At 68.4% G+C, this 17,958-nt stretch carries 15 protein-coding genes; 8 read left to right on the top strand and 7 right to left on the bottom strand.

Features of this window, described 5'->3' with window-relative positions:
• Positions 1-51: 51 nt before the first annotated feature.
• The 5 genes from AC3WRN_RS14795 to AC3WRN_RS14775 form a co-directional block, all read right to left on the bottom strand.
• Positions 52-801, bottom strand: a complete 750-nt coding sequence (locus tag AC3WRN_RS14795; RefSeq protein ID WP_492623547.1) for a glucose 1-dehydrogenase — start codon at positions 799-801, stop codon at positions 52-54.
• A gap of 93 nt (positions 802-894) precedes the next feature.
• Positions 895-1,188 (bottom strand): ArsR/SmtB family transcription factor, encoded by a 294-nt coding sequence (locus AC3WRN_RS14790; protein ID WP_492623546.1) that lies wholly within the window; start codon positions 1,186-1,188, stop codon positions 895-897.
• Positions 1,189-1,198: 10 nt separating this feature from the next.
• Positions 1,199-2,068, bottom strand: coding sequence for a ParB/RepB/Spo0J family partition protein (locus AC3WRN_RS14785; RefSeq protein ID WP_492623545.1), 870 nt, complete (start codon positions 2,066-2,068; stop codon positions 1,199-1,201).
• Between the two features lie 267 nt (positions 2,069-2,335).
• Positions 2,336-3,205: a ParA family protein gene (locus AC3WRN_RS14780; RefSeq protein WP_492623544.1), complete on the bottom strand. Its 870-nt coding sequence runs from the start codon at positions 3,203-3,205 to the stop codon at positions 2,336-2,338.
• 68 nt (positions 3,206-3,273) lie between these two features.
• Positions 3,274-4,365 (bottom strand): ABC transporter ATP-binding protein, encoded by a 1,092-nt coding sequence (locus AC3WRN_RS14775; protein WP_492623543.1) that lies wholly within the window; start codon positions 4,363-4,365, stop codon positions 3,274-3,276.
• A 128-nt stretch (positions 4,366-4,493) separates the two neighbouring features.
• On the opposite strand from AC3WRN_RS14775, the gene AC3WRN_RS14770 reads away from it, so the two are divergent.
• Positions 4,494-5,849, top strand: a complete 1,356-nt coding sequence (locus AC3WRN_RS14770; RefSeq protein ID WP_492623542.1) for a GH1 family beta-glucosidase — start codon at positions 4,494-4,496, stop codon at positions 5,847-5,849.
• A gap of 67 nt (positions 5,850-5,916) precedes the next feature.
• On the opposite strand, the gene rsmG is transcribed toward AC3WRN_RS14770, so the two are convergent.
• Together rsmG and AC3WRN_RS14760 are read right to left on the bottom strand one after the other, a co-directional pair.
• Entirely contained in the window at positions 5,917-6,552 is a 636-nt protein-coding gene (rsmG, locus tag AC3WRN_RS14765; protein WP_492623541.1) for a 16S rRNA (guanine(527)-N(7))-methyltransferase RsmG, read from the bottom strand.
• 149 nt (positions 6,553-6,701) lie between these two features.
• A complete protein-coding gene (locus tag AC3WRN_RS14760) occupies positions 6,702-7,157 on the bottom strand; it encodes an SPFH domain-containing protein (protein ID WP_068093565.1) in 456 nt (151 codons plus the stop codon).
• A 400-nt stretch (positions 7,158-7,557) separates the two neighbouring features.
• Between AC3WRN_RS14760 and AC3WRN_RS14755 the strand changes: the two genes are divergently transcribed.
• The 7 genes from AC3WRN_RS14755 to AC3WRN_RS14725 all read left to right on the top strand — a co-directional run bounded on the left by AC3WRN_RS14755 (position 7,558) and on the right by AC3WRN_RS14725 (position 17,854).
• Positions 7,558-8,643, top strand: a complete 1,086-nt coding sequence (locus AC3WRN_RS14755) for a LacI family DNA-binding transcriptional regulator (protein ID WP_492623540.1) — start codon at positions 7,558-7,560, stop codon at positions 8,641-8,643.
• Entirely contained in the window at positions 8,640-11,651 is a 3,012-nt protein-coding gene (locus AC3WRN_RS14750) for a TonB-dependent receptor (protein WP_492623539.1), read from the top strand. Before AC3WRN_RS14755 ends, AC3WRN_RS14750 begins: the two co-directional genes overlap by 4 nt.
• Before the next feature lie 101 nt (positions 11,652-11,752).
• A complete protein-coding gene (locus AC3WRN_RS14745; protein WP_492623538.1) occupies positions 11,753-13,273 on the top strand; it encodes a tryptophan halogenase family protein in 1,521 nt (506 codons plus the stop codon).
• 75 nt (positions 13,274-13,348) lie between these two features.
• Positions 13,349-14,812: a glucoamylase family protein gene (locus AC3WRN_RS14740; RefSeq protein WP_492623537.1), complete on the top strand. Its 1,464-nt coding sequence runs from the start codon at positions 13,349-13,351 to the stop codon at positions 14,810-14,812.
• The gene (locus AC3WRN_RS14735; protein ID WP_492623536.1) at positions 14,809-16,146 is read left to right on the top strand and encodes a sugar ABC transporter substrate-binding protein; all 1,338 of its coding nucleotides are present in this window, start codon (positions 14,809-14,811) and stop codon (positions 16,144-16,146) included. The genes AC3WRN_RS14740 and AC3WRN_RS14735 overlap by 4 nt, the downstream gene beginning before the upstream one ends.
• Positions 16,143-17,036, top strand: a complete 894-nt coding sequence (locus tag AC3WRN_RS14730; protein ID WP_492623535.1) for a carbohydrate ABC transporter permease — start codon at positions 16,143-16,145, stop codon at positions 17,034-17,036. Before AC3WRN_RS14735 ends, AC3WRN_RS14730 begins: the two co-directional genes overlap by 4 nt.
• Positions 17,033-17,854 carry a carbohydrate ABC transporter permease gene (locus AC3WRN_RS14725; protein ID WP_492623534.1) on the top strand — a complete coding sequence of 274 codons (822 nt, stop codon included), beginning with the start codon at positions 17,033-17,035 and terminating at the stop codon, positions 17,852-17,854. The genes AC3WRN_RS14730 and AC3WRN_RS14725 overlap by 4 nt, the downstream gene beginning before the upstream one ends.
• Positions 17,855-17,958 lie beyond the last annotated feature (104 nt).

Genomic DNA, 17,958 nt, shown 5'->3' with positions numbered 1-17,958 from the left:
GGTGCGGGCACGTCGCCAGCCCGTGCGAACGCGCCCGCGCCCACGCACGGATCAGCGCATGCCGCCCGAAGCCAGCAGGGTCTCGCCGGTCATCCAGCCCGCATCGGCAGAGGCCAGGAAGACCGCTATCGTCGCGATGTCCTCCGGCTGACCCAGACGTCCCAGCGGGGTCTGCGCAACCATCTGCTTCTCCATGTCGCTGCCGATCATGCCCATCGTGTGGGTGCCCTCGGTTTCCACGCCGCCCGGATTGATCGAGTTCACGCGGATCTTGCGCGGCCCCAGCTCCTTCGAATGCACATGCGTGATGACGTCCACGGCGCCCTTGGTGGCGGCGTAGACGGTCGAACCGGGCAGGCCCAGCCGGGTTACCACCGAACTGATGTTGATGACGCTGCCGCCGTGGTCACCGAAATGCTTCGCAGCTTCCTGGGTGGCCAGAATCAGGCCGAGCACGTTGGTGTTGAACTGGCGGTGGAATTCGCTCTCGGTGATGTCCTCGAGCGGAGCGAACTGGTACACGCCCGCGTTGTTCACCAGCACGTCGAGCGTGCCGAACGCCTTTTTCGTCTCGGTAAACAGGCGCCGCACGTCAGCCGCTTTCGAGACGTCGCCTTGTACCGCGATCGCCTTGCCACCGCTACCGATGATCTCGGCCACCACGCGATCTGCGCCCTCCCGGCTGGAGGCGTAATTCACCACCACCGCTGCGCCGGCCGCGGCCAGGCCCTTCGCGATTCCTGCGCCAATGCCTTTCGAAGCACCTGTCACTACTGCCACCTTGCCTGTCAGCTTGCTCATCTGCGTTCTCCGGTTCGACTGGGTTTAGTTAGATAGTTGTCTAACTGTCGAACCGATAAGGGGACACCATGGATCCATTTCAATGGCACCCGGTCAGATTTTTGCGAGTTGCTCCAGATAGGCGTGCAGCACGTCGCGCTGCAGCACGAGATTGGCAAACTTGCCGTCGCGCACGATCCGGATCAGGCCAGCCATTTCCAGCTCTTTCAGATGATGCGATATCGTGGCCGCGCTGACCCCATGCGTTTGCTGCAGGCAACTGCACGGCGTCGGCGCGCTGTTCTCGCCGATCTGTTTAAGCAGGCGGTAACGCCGCGGCTCCGCCAGCGCGCGGGCGATCAGGGAAAACTGCTTTTCGGTCAATCGCGCTGGTTTGGCGGCGGCCATGCTGGGCTGCTCAGCGGATCTTGCCGAGGATGCCGTCCAGCTCGTCGTTGCTGTGGTAGTGGATCACCAGCTTGCCATGGCCGCCGCGGCCCTGCGCCAGTTCGACCCGGGTGGCCAGGCGTTCGGCCAGTTCGCGCTCCAGCGCGGCGATGTTCGGGTCGCGCGCGGGCGGGTGCTTGGCCTTGCCCTTCGGCGCGGTCTGCGCGCGGCGGGCGGCTTCCTCCAGCTCGCGCACCGACCAGCCCAGGGTCGAGGCCTGGCGCGCCAGCGGCACGGCGATGGCTTCCTCCAGGGTCAGCAGGCAGCGGGCGTGGCCCATCTCCAGCTTGCCGTCGTCGAGCAGGCGCCGGATCGGCTCCGGCATCTCGGTGAGCCGCAGCATGTTCGACACCGCGGCGCGCGAACGGCCGACCGCGTCGGCAGCCTGCTGGTGGGTGAGGTCGAAGTCGTCGATCAGCCGTTTCAGCGCGTCGGCTTCTTCCAGCGGGGTGAGGTCCTGGCGCTGGATGTTCTCGATCAGCGCCATCGCCGGCACCGCCGCCTCCGGCACCGCCTTCACCAGCGCCGGCAGTTCGCTCAGCTGGGCGCGCTGCGCCGCCCGCCAGCGGCGCTCGCCGGCGATCAGCTCGTAGCTGTTCCTGCCGATCTCGCGCACCACCACCGGCTGGATCAGGCCCTGCGCCTTGATCGAGGCGGCCAGCTCGTCCAGCGCCTCGTCGTTCCAGTGCCGCCGCGGCTGGTACTTGCCGGGCTGGATCTGCTGGATCGGCAGGATGCGCAGCTCGCCTTCCTGCGCCAGCACCGACGGCGCGGCATCGCCGTCGCCACCGAGCAGGGCGTCCAGTCCACGTCCCAATCCCCGTTTTTTCGCAGCAGCCATGTCTAGAGCCTGTTCATGATCTCCAAGCACCCCGCGCCGGAAGCTGTTTGCGCGCAGGCCAAGGAAGAGTGAGGGAGTGGACGTCCGTCCACGACCGAATGATGACGCCGGCCTGCACGCAAACAGATCCGGCCCGACGGGCTGTCATCCCATGGCCGCCATACGCAGCGCGGCTTGGCCTGCCGGCCAGACAAGCCGGCACCACGCACTGCCACCTGACAGCCACGGGATGACAACGCGGAGTGCTTGGAGATCACGAACAGGCTCTCATTCCTGGTGATTGGCGGCCGGCGCCTTGAGCGTCGGGCCGCTGTCGCCGTATGCCGGCGGTTCGATGTCGTCGAGCGCCTCGGCGTGGCTGGGACGCGGCGGCAGCCCGCGCTCGCGCCGGATCACCTCGCCGGCCAGGCCGATGTAGGCGATCGCGCCGCGCGAGCTGCGGTCGTACAGATGGATCGGCTGGCCGTGGCTGGGCGCCTCGGCCAGACGCACGTTGCGCGGGATGATCGAGCGCAGCACCTTGTCGCCGAAGTGCTGGGTGAGCTGGGCGGAGACCTCGTTGCCGAGGTTGTTGCGCACGTCGTACATGGTGCGCAGCAGGCCCTCGATCTCCAGCGCGGGGTTCAGCCGGTGGCGCACCGCCTTGATCGTGTCGAGCAGGCTGGACAGGCCTTCCAGCGCGAAGTACTCGCACTGCACCGGAATCAGCACGCCGTCGGCCGCGGTCAGCGCGTTCAGCGTGAGCAGGTTCAGCGAGGGCGGGCAGTCGACCAGGATGGTGTGGTAGTCCGCCGCGATCTTCGCCAGCACCTCCTTCAGCCGGTGCTCGCGCGCCAGCGCGTCCATCAGCTTCAGCTCGGCCGCGGTGAGATCGCCGTTGCCCGGCAGCAGGTCGTAGTGCGCGTCGGTGGGCACGATCGCCGCGGCGATCTCCACTTCCTCCAGCAGCACCTCGCAGCCGCTCGCCTTGATGTCGCGCTTGTTGATGCCCGAGGCCATCGTGGCGTTGCCCTGCGGATCGAAGTCGACCAGCAATACCTTGCGCTTCGCCGCGGCCAGCGCAGCGGCGAGATTGACGGCAGTGGTGGTCTTGCCGACGCCGCCCTTCTGGTTGGCGACAGCGATGATGCGGGCCATGGATGGATAGCTACCGTACGCGGGAGAGGGTTAGTGTAATGCCTCGCCCTGCCCAGCGCTGCCCGTGCTCAGGCGCCGATCCGCGCCCCGCCGGCGGCGTCGAACAGGTGCAGCCGATCGGCCGCCAGGCCCAGCGCCAGCGTGCCGCCCGGCTCGGGCAGGGCCCGCGGCGGCACCCGCGAAACCAGCGCCTGGTCGCCGTAGCGCAAGTTCAGGAAGATCTCGTTGCCGACCGGTTCGAGCACCTCCAGCCGGGCGCTGAACGCGGCCTCGCCGGCATCCTGCGGCTGCAGGTGCTCCGGGCGGATGCCCAGCACCACCTCGCGGTCGCGCCACGGCTGCCACGCCGCCGCCTGCGGCGGCTCGCCCAACGCGATCCCGCCGTGCGCGGTGGCCAGCGTCCAGCCGCCATCGTGGCGCAAGGTGCCGCGCAGCTGGTTCATCGCCGGGCTGCCGACGAAGCCGGCCACGAACAGGTTGGCGGGCTTGTCGTACAGGGCCATCGGCGTGTCGATCTGCTGGATCACCCCGCCGTCCAGCACCACGATGCGCTGGCCCAGGGTCATCGCCTCGATCTGGTCGTGGGTGACGTAGACCATGGTGGCGCCGAGCTGGCGGTGCAGCCGCGCGATCTCCACCCGCATCGACAGGCGCAGCTTGGCGTCCAGGTTGGACAGCGGCTCGTCCAGCAGGAATACCTTGGGATCGCGCACCAGCGCCCGCCCCAGCGCCACACGCTGGCGCTGGCCGCCGGACAGCGCGGCCGGGCGCGCGGCCAGCCGCGACTCCAGCTCCAGCGTCTTCGCCGCCGCCGCCACGCGGCGGTCGATCTCGGCCTGCTTGTGGCCGCGCAGCTTCAGGCCGAAGCCGAGGTTCTCGGCCACCGTCATGTGCGGGTACAGCGCGTAGTTCTGGAACACCATCGCGATGTCGCGATCCTTCGGCGCCACGGCGTTGACCACGCGGCCGTCGATGGAAAGCGTGCCGCCGCTGATCGACTCCAGCCCGGCGATCATCCTGAGCAGGGTGGTCTTGCCGCAGCCGGACGGCCCCACCAACACCAGCAGCTCGCCGTCGGCGATCTCGAAGCTGGCGTCGGCCACGCCCACGTGGCCGTTGGGGTAGACCTTGCGCAGCTGATCCAGACGTACAGCAGCCATCGGCATCTCCGGTGCGGTTGGCCACGACGGCCGTCCCGCGCAGCATGCGCTGGTCTGCACTTCCGCGGGGCATTGGGCTATTCTGCCCATGTAATCGTTTACATCAAGCCTTGCCCGAAGGACCGCCCATGTCCCGCCCCCGTTTCCGCTTCCCCGACGGCTTCCACTGGGGCGCCGCCACTTCGGCCTACCAGATCGAGGGCTCGCCGCTGGCCGATGGTGCAGGCCCCAGCATCTGGCAGCGCTTCGCGCACACGCCGGGGATGATGGCGAACGGCGACACCGGCGACGTCGCCTGCGACCACTACCGCCGCTACAAGGGCGACGTCCAGCTGATGAAGGCGCTGGGCCTGAAGGGCTACCGCTTCAGCGTCAACTGGGCGCGCGTGCTGCCCGAGGGCACCGGCCGGGTCAATCCGAAGGGGCTGGATTTCTACTCGCGGCTGGTGGATCAATTGCTGGAAAACGGCATCGCGCCGAACGCCACGCTGTTCCACTGGGACCTGCCGGCGGCGCTGGACGACCGCGGCGGCTGGCTCAACCGCGACATCGCGCACTGGTTCGCCGAGTACGCCGAGGTGATGTTCAAGGCGCTGGACGATCGCGTGCCGCGCTGGTCCACACTCAACGAACCGTGGGTGGTCACCGACGGCGGCTACCTGCACGGCGCGCTGGCGCCCGGCCATCGCAGCAAGTACGAGGCGCCGCTCGCCGCGCACAACCTGATGCGCGCCAGCGGCGCCGGTATCCAGGCGTATCGGGCGCACGGCAAGCACGAGATCGGCGTGGTGTTCAACATCGAACCGAAGTACCCGCACTCGGACAGCGCCGAGGATCTCGCCGCCACCCGCCGCGCGCACGCCTACATGAACCAGCAGTTCGCCGACCCGGCCCTGCTCGGCAGCTACCCGCCCGAGCTGAAGGAAATCTTCGGCGACGCGTGGCCGGATTTCCCCGCGGACGACTTCGAGTTGACCAAGCAGCCGGTCGACTTCGTCGGCATCAACTACTACACCCGCGCCGTGGTGAGGCACGACCCGAACCAGTACCCGCTGAAAGCCTCGCCGGTGCGCCAGCCGAACAAGACCTACACCGAGACCGGCTGGGAAGTGTTCGAGCAGGGCCTCACCGACACGCTGACCTGGTTCAAGCAGCGCTACGGCGACATCCCGCTGTACATCACCGAAAATGGCTCCGCGTTCTACGACCCGCCGGTGGCCGAGGCCGAGGTGCTGGACGACCCGCTGCGCACGAACTACCTGCGCCGCCACCTCAAGGCGCTGCACCGGGCGATCGCGGCCGGGGTGAACCTGAAGGGCTACTACGCCTGGTCGCTGCTGGACAACCTGGAGTGGTCGCTGGGTTTCTCCAAGCGCTTCGGCCTGTACCACGTCGACTTCGCCACCCAGCAGCGCACGCCGAAGGCCACCGCAAAGCTGTACGCGCAGGTGATCGAGAGCAACGGCAGCGTGCTGGACGAGTAGAAGCGCACCCTGTGCGCGATGCTCTTGGCTCGTGTCGACATCAGAGCATCGCGCACAGGGTGCGCTCCTACAAAATCGAGCGCCCGAGCACCAGCAGATGGCGCTCGGCCGGCAACCCCGGCACCGCCAGTTCATGCGTGCCGCGCAGTTCGAACCCGGCCGGGATGCCCGGCAGCTCGTCGTCCGGCCGCTTGCCCTTCATCGCCAGCCAGATCCCGTCCGGTGCCAGCAGGTGGCCGCCCCAGTCCAGCATGTCGGCGAGGCTGGCGAACGCGCGCGCGGTGATGCAGTCGAACCGGCCTTCGACCTCTTCCACCCGCGACTGCAGCGCGCGCACGCCATCCAGCTTCAGCGCGCGGATCGCCTCGCGCAGGAAGCGCACCTTCTTGCCGTTGGAATCGACCAGCAAAATCTCCCGCCCTGGCGCGGCGATCGCCAGCACGATGCCGGGCAGGCCGGGGCCGGTGCCGAGGTCGGCCAGGGTCTGGCCCCGCACATACGGCAGGATCGCCAGCGAGTCGAGCAGGTGGCGCGTGACCATCTCCGCCGGATCGCGCACCGCGGTGAGGTTGTAGGCCGCGTTCCAGCGCTCCAGCAGGGCCTGGTAGTCGAGCAGCCGCGGCACCGCGTCGGCCGGCAGTGCCAGGCCCAGCGCGGTGATGCCTTGTTCGAGTCGGGTCTGCAAGGCGGCGCGGGTGGTCATGGGCTCACTCGGGGAATGGGGCGCAAAGTATCCGCGGCACCTGCCGGGCTTGCCAGCCCCGGCCAAAGAAAACCCGCCGGATGGCGGGCCGAAGACTTGCAAATCCCCTGTGGCGCGGGCGCTCTCGGGCGCCCTGGCGCGTGTCGTGCTCAGGCGACCTCGAGGTCGACCCGGGTCACCATCATGCCGCGCTCGCGCAGCGCGCTGTTCAATGACTGCTTCACCCGCGCGCCCAGGTCGCGACGGTCGGTGCGAACGGCCGCCGGCTCGCTGCGCAGGGCTTCCTGCGCGCCGCGGCGGATCAGCTGGTCGACCTGCTCGAACACCGCGTCGGCACGCTCCGGCTCCAGCACCTGCCAGTACACCGTGCCGCGCACGTCGTGCGCATCGGCCAGCAGCTCCTCGAAACGCAGGGTCTGCCCGGCCAGGTCGATCTTGTGTGCGACCCGATCAAGCAGCGGCAACACCAGATGCGTACCCGACTGCAGCACGCGTACCAGCTTGCCGTGGCGGTACAGGCTGTAGACCTGCCCGGCCGGCACGCGCCTGACCGCGCTGATGATCAGCACGGCGGACAGCAGCAGCAGGGTCGACAGCAGGGTCATGGTATGCAAATCAGCCACTTGATGAATATTTCTTCGCTACAGCGACAACTTGAGGATACAGTCGACTGAGCGTACATAGATTAACCCTGATTTAACGACAGGGAGAAATTTTTAACAACAGGCAAAAACGACCCGGATTGCGACGTCGTCCACAAATACCGTTCATCCGTTCCGATCCGGCACCCGCCTCATCCACGGCTTGCTGCATTGCCATAACGCGATCCACCCGATCGGACCGTACGTTTTCCGCTCGGCCAGCCACTTGCCCGGCTCGTCCATGAAAACGTTTGCATAAACCTTTTGCGGCGCAGCAGAAGCCTTGTTAGCGGACGCTTTACAACGCTTTATGAAAACGATTACGTTGTCGCCGCAGTGGAGTTCGGTGCTCGGGGCAACTCACATGGCGACAGTGACGATCAAAGACGTGGCGCGTGAGGCCGGTGTTTCCGTGGCCTCGGTGTCGCGCGCGTTGAACAGTGGCGGCGGCGTCACGGCCGAAACCGCCCAGCGCATCCGCGACGTGGCCACCCGCCTCAGTTACGTGCCACACGCGGCGGCCCGCAGCCTGATCACCCGGCGCACGCATACCATCGGCGCGCTGCTGCCGGATCTGCACGGCGAATTCTTCTCGGAGCTGATCCGCGGCATCGACCAGGCCGCCCGGGCGCGCGGCCTGCACCTGCTGGTCTCCAGTTCGCACGACGGGGCCGCGGATGCCGCCACCGCCTTGCGCGCGATGCAGGGTCGGGTCGACGGCATGCTGATCCTGTCCAACCATGTCGACGCCGCCTTCCTACGCAGCAACCTCCCGGCCAGCGTGCCGGCCGTGCTGCTCAACAGCGCGGTGAAAAGCAAATCGTACGCGGTGCTCAACGTCGACAACTACGGCGGCGCTTACGCGATGGTGCGGCACCTGCTGCAGGCCGGCCATTCCGGCGTGACCTTCATCGCCGGCCCGGCCGACAACTTCGATGCGCAGCAGCGCGAACTCGGCTACCGCGCCGCAATGGCGAAGTACGCGCCGCATGCACCGCTGGACGTGGTGGCGGGTGATTTCAACGAGGAGGCCGGCTACCGCGCCGGGCACCAGCTGCTGGCACGCAAGCCGCGGCCGCAGGCCGTGTTCGCGGCCAACGACATGATGGCGGTGGGCTGCCTGTATGCGTTCAAGGAGGCCGGCGTGGACGTGCCGGGCGACATCGCGCTGGCCGGCTTCGACGACATTCCGATCGCGCGCTACGTCACCCCGCCGCTCAGCACGGTGCGCGTGCGCATCGCCGACCTCGGCCGCAGCGCGCTCGAACAGCTGGCCGCGCTGCTGGAAGACCCCAAGCACGCCACGCCATCCAGCCACACGCTCGCCTGCGAGATCGTCGCCCGCGCCACCTGCGGCGGCGACCGGCAAGCCGCGCCGCACGAGCACGCTCCAAAAAACGCTGTTTCAACTTCGGGGAATCGGTCATCCGGTACGGGAGGGAAAGCATGAACACACCAATGCAACTCAGAAAGAAGCTGCTCGCAAGCCTGATCAACGCCACGGTGATCGCGGTGGCCGGCGCGCCGATGCTGTCGTGGGCACAGTCCTCCGACGCCAACCTGCGCGGCAAGGCCGCGGCCAGCGCCACGATCACCGCGCGCAACGTCGCCACCGGCTCCACCCGGCGCACCACCGCCGGGGCGGACGGCGGCTACACGCTGGTCGGCCTGCCGCCCGGCACCTACCAGGTCGACGCCGGTCCGGGCACCGCACGCACGGTCACCCTGACGGTCGCTTCGACCGCCACGCTGGACCTGACCGCCGCGGCACCGGCCGCGTCGACGGCGAACGCGACCACGCTCTCCGGCGTCACGGTCAGCGCGGCCACGCTGACGGAAGTGAAGACCTCCGAACTGGGTTCGACGATCTCGCTGCACCAGATCAACACGATCCCGCAGGTCTCGCGCAACTTCCTGGAGTTCGCCGACACCGTGCCGGGCATGGTGTTCAACGTCGACTCCTCGGGCCACACCTCGCTGCGCGGCGGCGCGCAGAACAACAGCTCGGTCAACGTCTACATCGACGGCGTCGGCCAGAAGAGCTACGTCAAGGAAGGCGGCGTCAGCGGCCAGTTCTCCAGCCAGGGCAACCCGTTCCCGCAGCTGGCGATCGGCGAGTACAAGGTGATCACCTCGAACTACAAGGCCGAGTACGACCAGATCTCCAGCGCCGCGGTCACCGCCGACACCAAGTCCGGCACCAACGAGTTCCACGGCGAGGTCTTCGGCACCTACACCAACGATTCGATGCGTGCGCGCACGCCTTCGGAGAACGACGCGGGCAAGAAGACCAAGTCGCACGAGAAGGAGTACGGCTTCGCGATCGGCGGCCCGATCATCAAGGATCAGATGCATTTCTTCTTCACCTACGAGGCGAAGAAGTTCGATACGCCGATCACGGTGACGCCGGGCGTCACCGGCACCGCCGCGTTCCTGCCGGCCGGCGCTTCCGCGCAGCTGGGCCCGGCCGACCTGCCGTTCAACGAAGACCTCTACTTCGGCAAGATCGACTGGGAGCCGACCGACCGCGACCGCTTCGAGCTGAGCGCGCAGCTGCGCAAGGAAGGCCAGTACGACAACATCGGCAACCAGACCGCCGCCTCCGCCGGCATCGACGTGATCAACCGCGACACGCGCATCGCGGCGCGCTGGCAGCACAGCGGCAACTCGTACTTCAACGAACTCCTGTTCACCCACGAGAACGCCTACAACAACCCGACCCCGCTGCACTTCGCCGACGGCGCGGCCTACACCTGGGCGCCGCAGCAGGACGCCACGATCCTGATCACCGGTTCGGCGAATGCGCTGGCAACGCAGAAGAAGGGCCAGAAGGGCCCGGCGATCCAGGACGACCTGACGTTCAACGACCTCACCTGGCACGGCGACCACGTCATCAAGATGGGCGTGAAGTACAAGAAGGTGGACCTGAACGCGCAGGACGCCGGCAACAGCAACCCGCAGTTCACCTACAACGTCGATCCGACCGGCACCGCGGCGACGCCGTACAAGGTGTTCTTCCCCAACCCGGTGCCCGGCCTGAACCCGGTGGCCCGGTCCAGCGACAAGCAGTTCGGCACCTATATCCAGGACGACTGGGCGGTCAACGACAAGCTCACGCTGAACCTCGGCGTGCGCTGGGACTACGAGAAGAACCCGTCCTACCTCAACTACGTCACGCCGGCCAACGTGATCGCCGCCTTCAACAGCCCGAACCCCGACCCGAGCGCACCAGCGGGGCAGACCTATGCCCAGGCCCTGGCCCTGGGCGGCGTGAACCTCAACGACTACATCAGCAACGGCCACAACCGCAAGGCGTACAAGGGCGAGATCCAGCCGCGGCTGGGCTTCTCCTACGACCTCGATGCCGACGAGCAGCACGTGATCTTCGGCGGTGCCGGCCGCGCCTACGACCGCGACCTGTACGACTACCTGCAGCTGGAGCAGACCAAGTCCTCGCTGCCGCAGCTCACCGTGTATTTCCAGGACCCCGTCACCGGACTGTGCCACAACAACAGCTCGCCCTGCTTCGCCTGGGATCCGAAGTACCAGAACAACCTCGCCGCGCTGCAGGCGCTGGTCGCCTCCAGCAACACCGGCCAGGAGGTGGATGCGATCAACAACCACCTGAAGGCGCCGTATTCCGACCAATTCAGCCTCGGCATGCGCAACAAGATCGGCGACTGGAACACCAGCGCGGCGATCTCGCGCATCCTCAGCCACGACGGTTTCGCGTTCACCCTGGGCAACCGCTATCCGGACGGCGCGTTCTTCAAGAACGGCAGCCAGCCGTGGGGCAACGGCGTACCGGGCTTCGGCGGGCTGATCATCGGCAACAACGGCATCGCCACGCGCACCACCCAGCTGCTGCTGTCGGCCGACAAGCCGTACACGAAGGAATCCGGCTGGGGCACCACGTTCGCCTACACCTATACGCGGGCGAAGCAGAACCGGGACGTCAACGAGCATTACTCGTTCGACGAGGCGACGATCCAGCAGTACCCGTTCATCGATTCCAACGCCGCCGCCCGGCACCGCTTCGTCGCCACCGGCACGATCGACGTGCCGTGGGGCATCACGCTGTCGGCCAAGCTGACCCTGGCCACGCCGCTCCCGTTCAACGGCATCGCCTGCTACGGCGTGACCTATCCGAACGGCAGCGGCTGTACCCCGATGGCGGCCACGCCGGGAGGCAACGGCAAGTTCCTGGTCGGCGGGAAGGTGTTCGGCTATCGCGACATCGACTTCCAGGCGACCAAGGATTTCGACCTCGGCCACGGCCTCAAGCTCTACGGCCGCTTCGACGTGCTCAATGTCTTCAACTTCAGGAACTACACGGACGTCCTGGTCAACTGGGGTTCCAACGGCGTGGCGAACCCGAACCCCGCAATGTACAACCCGACCGGCAACATCACCTTCGTGCCGCGCACGCTGAAACTCACGATCGGCATGAAGTTCTGACGCCATCCCCGGTGGCATCGAGGCGACGATAGAGGCAGCACCGCAAAGCCCGCTCCCCTCGCGGGCTTTGCTTTTTCACCCGACCCTGTCACAGGTTCCCCATGACCGATCCGCGCATCAGGAACATCGTCATCGTCGGCGGCGGCACCGCCGGCTGGATGGCCGCCGCCGCCTTCGCCAAGGTGCTCGATGCCGGCTGCTCGATCCGCCTGGTGGAGTCGGAGGAGATCGGCACGGTCGGCGTGGGCGAGGGCACCGTGCCGCACCTCAAGCTGTTCAACAACCTGCTCGGCATCGACGACGTCGAGTTCGTGCGCAACACCCAGGGCACGTTCAAGCTCGGCGTGCAGTTCAACGACTGGGGCCGGCTCGGCGACAGCTACGTGCACGGCTTCGGCTCGATCGGCCACGACGTCGGCCTGCTGCCGTTCCACCAGTACTGGATCAAGGCGCGCCAGGCTGGCAAGGCCGACGAGATCGGCGCGTACTCGCTGAACACGGTGGCCGCGCCGCGCGGCCGCTTCATGCCGTCGGCCAGCGACGCGCCGCCGGGATCGCCGCTGGCCAACGTCGCCTACGCCTACCATTTCGACGCCGGCCGCTACGCGCGCTTCCTGCGCGGCTACGCCGAACAGCGCGGCGTGCGGCGCACCGAGGGCAAGGTGGCGCAGACCGTGCTGCGGGGAGACGACGGCTTCGTCGAGGCGATCGTGCTGGAAAGCGGCGAGCGCATCGAGGGCGAGCTGTTCATCGACTGCTCCGGCTTCCGCGGCCTGCTGATCGAGCAGGCGCTGCACACCGGCTACCTCGATTTCAGCCACTGGCTGCCGTGCGACCGCGCGCTGGCGGTGGCCTGCGAGAAGGTCGGCCCGCCGACGCCGTACACCCGCGCGTCGGCGCGGCCGGCGGGCTGGCAGTGGCGCATCCCGCTGCAGCACCGCACCGGCAACGGCTACGTGTATTCGAGCGCCCACGTCAGCGACGACGAGGCGGCCGCCACCCTGCTCGGCCACCTCGACGGCGAGCCGATGGGCGAGCCGCGGCTGCTGCGCTTCACCACCGGCGTGCGCCGGCAGGCCTGGAACCGCAACGTGGTCGCGCTGGGCCTGGCCGGCGGCTTCATGGAGCCGCTGGAGTCGACCAGCATCTACATGATCCAGTCCGGCATCGCGCGGCTGCTCAACCTGTTCCCGCAACGCGATTTCAGCCCGGTGCTGATCGACCGCTACAACGCGCAGTCGCGCTTCGAGTACGAGCACATCCGCGATTTCCTGATCCTGCACTACCACGCCACCGAGCGCGACGACACGCCGTTCTGGAACCAGTGCCGCACGATGTCGATCCCGCCGCAGCTGGCGGACAACATCCGCTTGTTCCGAGACAGCGGGCGCTTCTTCCGCGATGGCGAGGAGATGTTCGCGACCCCGAGCTGGGTGCAGGTGATGCTGGGCCAGCGCATCGCGCCGCGGAGCTACCACCCGCTGGTCGACCAGATGCCCGACGCGGAGCTGGCCGGGTTCATGGCCAGCGTCGGCCACGTGGTCGCCAGCTGCGTGGAGGTGATGCCGGCACACCAGGCCTTCATCAACCGCTGCTGCACGGCGCCGGCGATGACCGCCTGACGAACTCCCCCGGCCGTGGCGGCTATCGCGCCACGGCCGCATTGGCCCCCTCCCCGCAAGAGAGAGCGCTTCAGCATGTCCAAGTCCTTCCGGATCCTGCGCACCGTCGCCTTCGCCGCCCTGCTGGCGTTCGGTGCCGGCTGGCAGCCGCCCGCCGCGGCGCGGCCACCGAGCCCGGGCTACGCCGACCTGCCGGCGCGGCAGCAGGCGCTGGTCGACGACCTCCAGCGGCGCAGCTTCGACTGGTTCTGGCAGAGTGCGGATCCGAAGACCGGGCTGATACCCGACTCCTGGCCGGGCCAGTCGTTCTCCTCGATCGCCGCGGTGGGCTTCGGCCTGACCGCCTACGGCATCGGCGTCGAGCGCGGCTACATCACGCGCGACCAGGCGGTGGCGCGCACCCTGACCCTGCTGCGCTTCTTCGCCGACGCGCCGCAGGACGCCAGCGAGGACGACGCCAGCGGCTACCACGGCTTCTTCTACCACTTCCTCGACATGCACAGCGGCAGGCGCTTCGCGCGCTGGACCGAGCTGTCCAGCGTGGACACCACCCTGCTGCTCGGCGGCGTGCTGTTCGCGCAGTCGTACTACGACCGCGACACGCCGCAGGAAGGCGAGATCCGCCAGCTCGCCGACACGATCTACCGCCGCGTCGACTGGCCCTGGATGCAGCCGCGCAAGCCGCTGATCAGCATGGGCTGGACCCCTGGCGGCCGGTTCATCCCGTCCGACTGGAAGGGCTACAACGAAGGCATGCTGGTCTACATCCTCGCGCTCGGCTCGCCGACCCACCCGGTCGGGCCGGAGGCATGGACGGCCTGGCTGTCCACCAACCACCTCACCTGGGGCACCTTCCAGGGCCAGACCTTCCTCAATTTCGCGCCGATGTTCGGCCACCAGTACAGCCAGAGCTGGATCGACTTCCGCGGCATCCGCGACGCCTGGAGCCGCGAGCACGACCTCGACTATTTCGAGAACAGCCGCCGCGCGACCTACGCGCAGCGCAGCTACGCGATCGCCAACCCCGGCCACTGGACCGGCTACGGCGCCAACGTGTGGGGCCTCACCGCCAGCAACGGCCCCGGCGGCCTGGTCGTGAAGGGTGTCGACGGCGAGCGCACGTTCCACGGCTATACCGCCCGCGGTGCCGGACTCGACTACATCTCGGACGACGGCACCATCGCGCCGACCGCCGCGGCCGGTTCGATCGCGTTCGCACCGGAGATCGTGATCCCCGCGCTTGCGACCATGAAGCAGCGCTACGGCAAATACATCTACGACGACCACGGCTTCGTCGACGCCTTCAACCCCAGCTTCCACACTCCCACCACGCTGCGCACCGGCAGACTGGTGCCCGGGCTGGGCTGGGTCGACAGCCTGCAGCTGGGCATCGACCAGGGCCCGATCGTGCTGATGACCGAAAACTGGCGCAACGGCTTCGTGTGGAACGTGATGAAGAAGAACCCGTACATCCGCAAGGGACTCGAGCGCGCCGGCTTCACCGGCGGCTGGCTGGACGCGCCGGCGCTGGCCCGATGAGGCGAGGCGGCCGCCCGCAGCGATCGCCGCGCGCATCCGCGATGCGCCGCGGCCTGCGGCTGGCCGCACTCGCCCTGGCCGGCGCGCTGCTCGGCGGCTGCGCGCGGCCGGCGGCCGGCGGGCACGAGCTGGTGTTGTGGACGATCGGCCGCGAGGGCGAGGCGATCGTCCAGCTGCTGCCGGCATTCGAGCAGGCGCACCCGGACATCCGGGTGCGGGTGCAGCAGCTGCCGCTGACCGCGGCGCACCAGAAGCTGCTCACCGCGATCGCCGGCGGCTCCACCCCAGACCTCAGCCAGCTCGGCAACACCTGGCTGCCCGAGCTGGCGGCGCTGCACGCGCTGGAACCGCTGCAGGCGCGCGTGGACCGCTCCGCAGTGGTGCAGCCGGACGACTACTTCGCCAGCATCTGGGCCACCAACGTGATCGACGGCACGCTGTACGGCGTGCCGTGGTACGTCGACACCCGGCTGCTGTTCTACCGCCGCGACCTGCTCAAGCTGGCCGGCTTCCACGCCCCGCCGCGCAACTGGGAAGAGTGGCGGCGCCAGCTCGCCGCGCTGAGCGACCCGCCGCGGCACCGCTACGGCATCCTGCTGCCGACCAACGAGTACGAACAGCTGATGTCGCTGGCGCTGCAGCAACCCGACCCGCTGCTGCGCGACGGCGACCGCTACGGCAACTTCGAGAGTGCCGGCTTCAAGCGTGCGCTGGCGTTCTACGTCGACACGTTCCGGCTGCACCAGGCGCCGCCGATCAGCAACGTCGAAGCCGGCAACCCGTGGACGGAATTCGGCCGCGGCACGTACGCGTTCTACCTGTCCGGCCCGTGGAACATCGGCGAGTTCCGTTCGCGCCTGCCGGCCGCGCAGCAGGACGACTGGGCCACCGCGCCGCTGCCCGGACCGCGCATCGCCGGCGTCGGCGCCGCCGGCGGTTCCAGCCTGGTGATCTTCCGCGCCTCGAAGCAGCAGGACGCCGCCTGGCAGCTGATCGAGTACCTGTCGCAGCCGGCGGTGCAGCAGCGCTTCTACGCCCTGCTCGGCGACCTGCCGCCGCGGCGCAGCTCGTGGCAGGGCGGCGCGCTGCGCGACGACCCGAAGTTGCGCGCGTTCCGCGAACAGCTCGAACACGTCAGGCCGACGCCAGCGGTGCCGGAATGGGAGCGCATCGCCAACGAGATGCAGCTGGTCGCCGCCGAGGCGATCGCCGGCCGGCTGACGATCGACCAGGCCGCCGCCGAGATCGACCGCCGCGCCGACGCGATCCTGGCCAAACGCCGCTGGGTGCTCGACCATGCCGCGCCCGAGCAGCCCCGGGAGCACCCGCCATGAACCCGCCGCGCGCCGCCTGGCTGTTTCTCGCTCCGGCGCTGCTGGTGCTGGGCGTGTTCTTCCTGCTGCCGGTGCTGGGCGCGCTCATCCTCAGCCTCACCGACTACGACCTCTACGCGCTGGCCGACCTGCACAACCTGCGCTTCGTGGCGCTGGGCAACTACTGGGAGCTGCTGCAACGGCCGCTGTTCTGGTCGGCGCTGGGCCACACGGTGTATTTCGTGGCGGCGGGCGTGCCGCTGTCGATGGGTGCTTCGCTCGGCGCGGCGCTGCTGCTGAACTCGCCGCTGGCGCGCTGCAAGCCGCTGTTCCGCACCGCGCTGTTCGCGCCGGTGGTGACCACGGTGGTGGCGGTGGCGGTGATCTGGCGCTACCTGTTCAACACCCGGTACGGCATGGCGAACTACGTGCTGGGCCTCGCCGGCATCCACCCGGTCGACTGGCTGGGCGATCCGCACTGGGCTATGCCCACCATCATCCTGTTCGCGGTGTGGAAGAACTTCGGCTACAACATGATCATCTTCCTGGCCGGGCTGCAGGCGATCCCGCCGGAGCTGTACGAGGCCGCGCGCATCGACGGCGCATCGAACTGGCGGCAGTTCCGCCACATCACCCTGCCGATGCTCGGGCCGACCCTGCTGATGGTGGGCATCCTCACCGTGTCGGGCTACTTCCAGCTGTTCGCCGAACCCTACGTGATGACCGAGGGCGGCCCGCTGCAGAGCACGGTGAGCGTGCTGTACCTGATGTACGACGAGGGCTTCAAGTGGTGGAACCTCGGCACCGCCTCGGCGGTGGCGTTCCTGCTGTTCGTGATCATGTTCGCGGTGACCGCGCTGATGCTGAGGCTGGCGCGGCGCGGGGAACATCCCGATGGAGGGCCGGCATGAGCCCGCGGCTGGCGAAGGCGCTGGTCAACGGCCTGCTGATCGGCCTGGCGGCGGTGGCGCTGTTCCCGCTGCTGTGGATGCTGTCGGTGTCGTTCATGGCGCCGGGCGAGGCCGGCGCGCTGCCGCCGCCGCTGCTGCCGGCGCATCCCGGCTGGGCGAACTACCGCGAGCTGTTCCTGCGCGCCGGCATGGGCCGCTACCTGCTCAACAGCCTGCTGGTGTCCGGCGCGATCACCGCGCTCTCGCTGGTCTTCAACCTGATGGCCGGCTACGCCTTCGCCAAGCTGCGCTTCGCCGGCCGCGAGCGGCTGTTCCGCGCGCTGCTGGGCGCGCTGGTGATCCCCGCCCAGGTGGCGATGCTGCCGCTGTTCCTGCTGCTGAAGTACGCGGGTCTGGTCAACAGCTACGCCGGCGTGGTGATGCCGGCGATGGCCACCGTGTTCAGCATCTTCCTGGTGCGCCAGTACGCGCGCAGCATCCCCGACGAGCTGCTGGAGGCGGCGCGCATCGACGGCGCCGGCGAATGGCGCATCTTCGCGCGGATCGTGCTGCCGCTGCTGAAGCCGATCATCGCGACGCTGGCGATCTTCAGCTTCCTCGCCGCGTGGAACGACTTCATGTGGCCGCTGATCGTGCTGACCGGGCAGGAGCACTACACGCTGCCGATCGGGCTGGCCTCGCTGGCGCGCGAGCACGCGCAGGACAGCGAACTGATGATGGCCGGCTCGGTGGTCACCGTACTGCCGGTGCTGCTGCTGTTCCTGTCGCTGCAACGCTACTACCTGCAGGGGCTGCTGCTGGGCAGCGTGAAGGGCTGAACCCATCCCTTGCTAACCGCCGCGCCGCGCATCGCTCGGTAGGAGCCCGGGGGGGGGGGGGGGGGGGGGGGGGGGGGGGGGGGGGGGGGGGGGGGGGGGAGGGG

The sequence above is a fragment of the Rhodanobacter sp. FW101-FHT13A11 genome (assembly GCF_058790335.1).
Note: the sequence above shows the minus strand (reverse complement) of the source record. Positions and strands in the feature narration are given on the sequence as shown.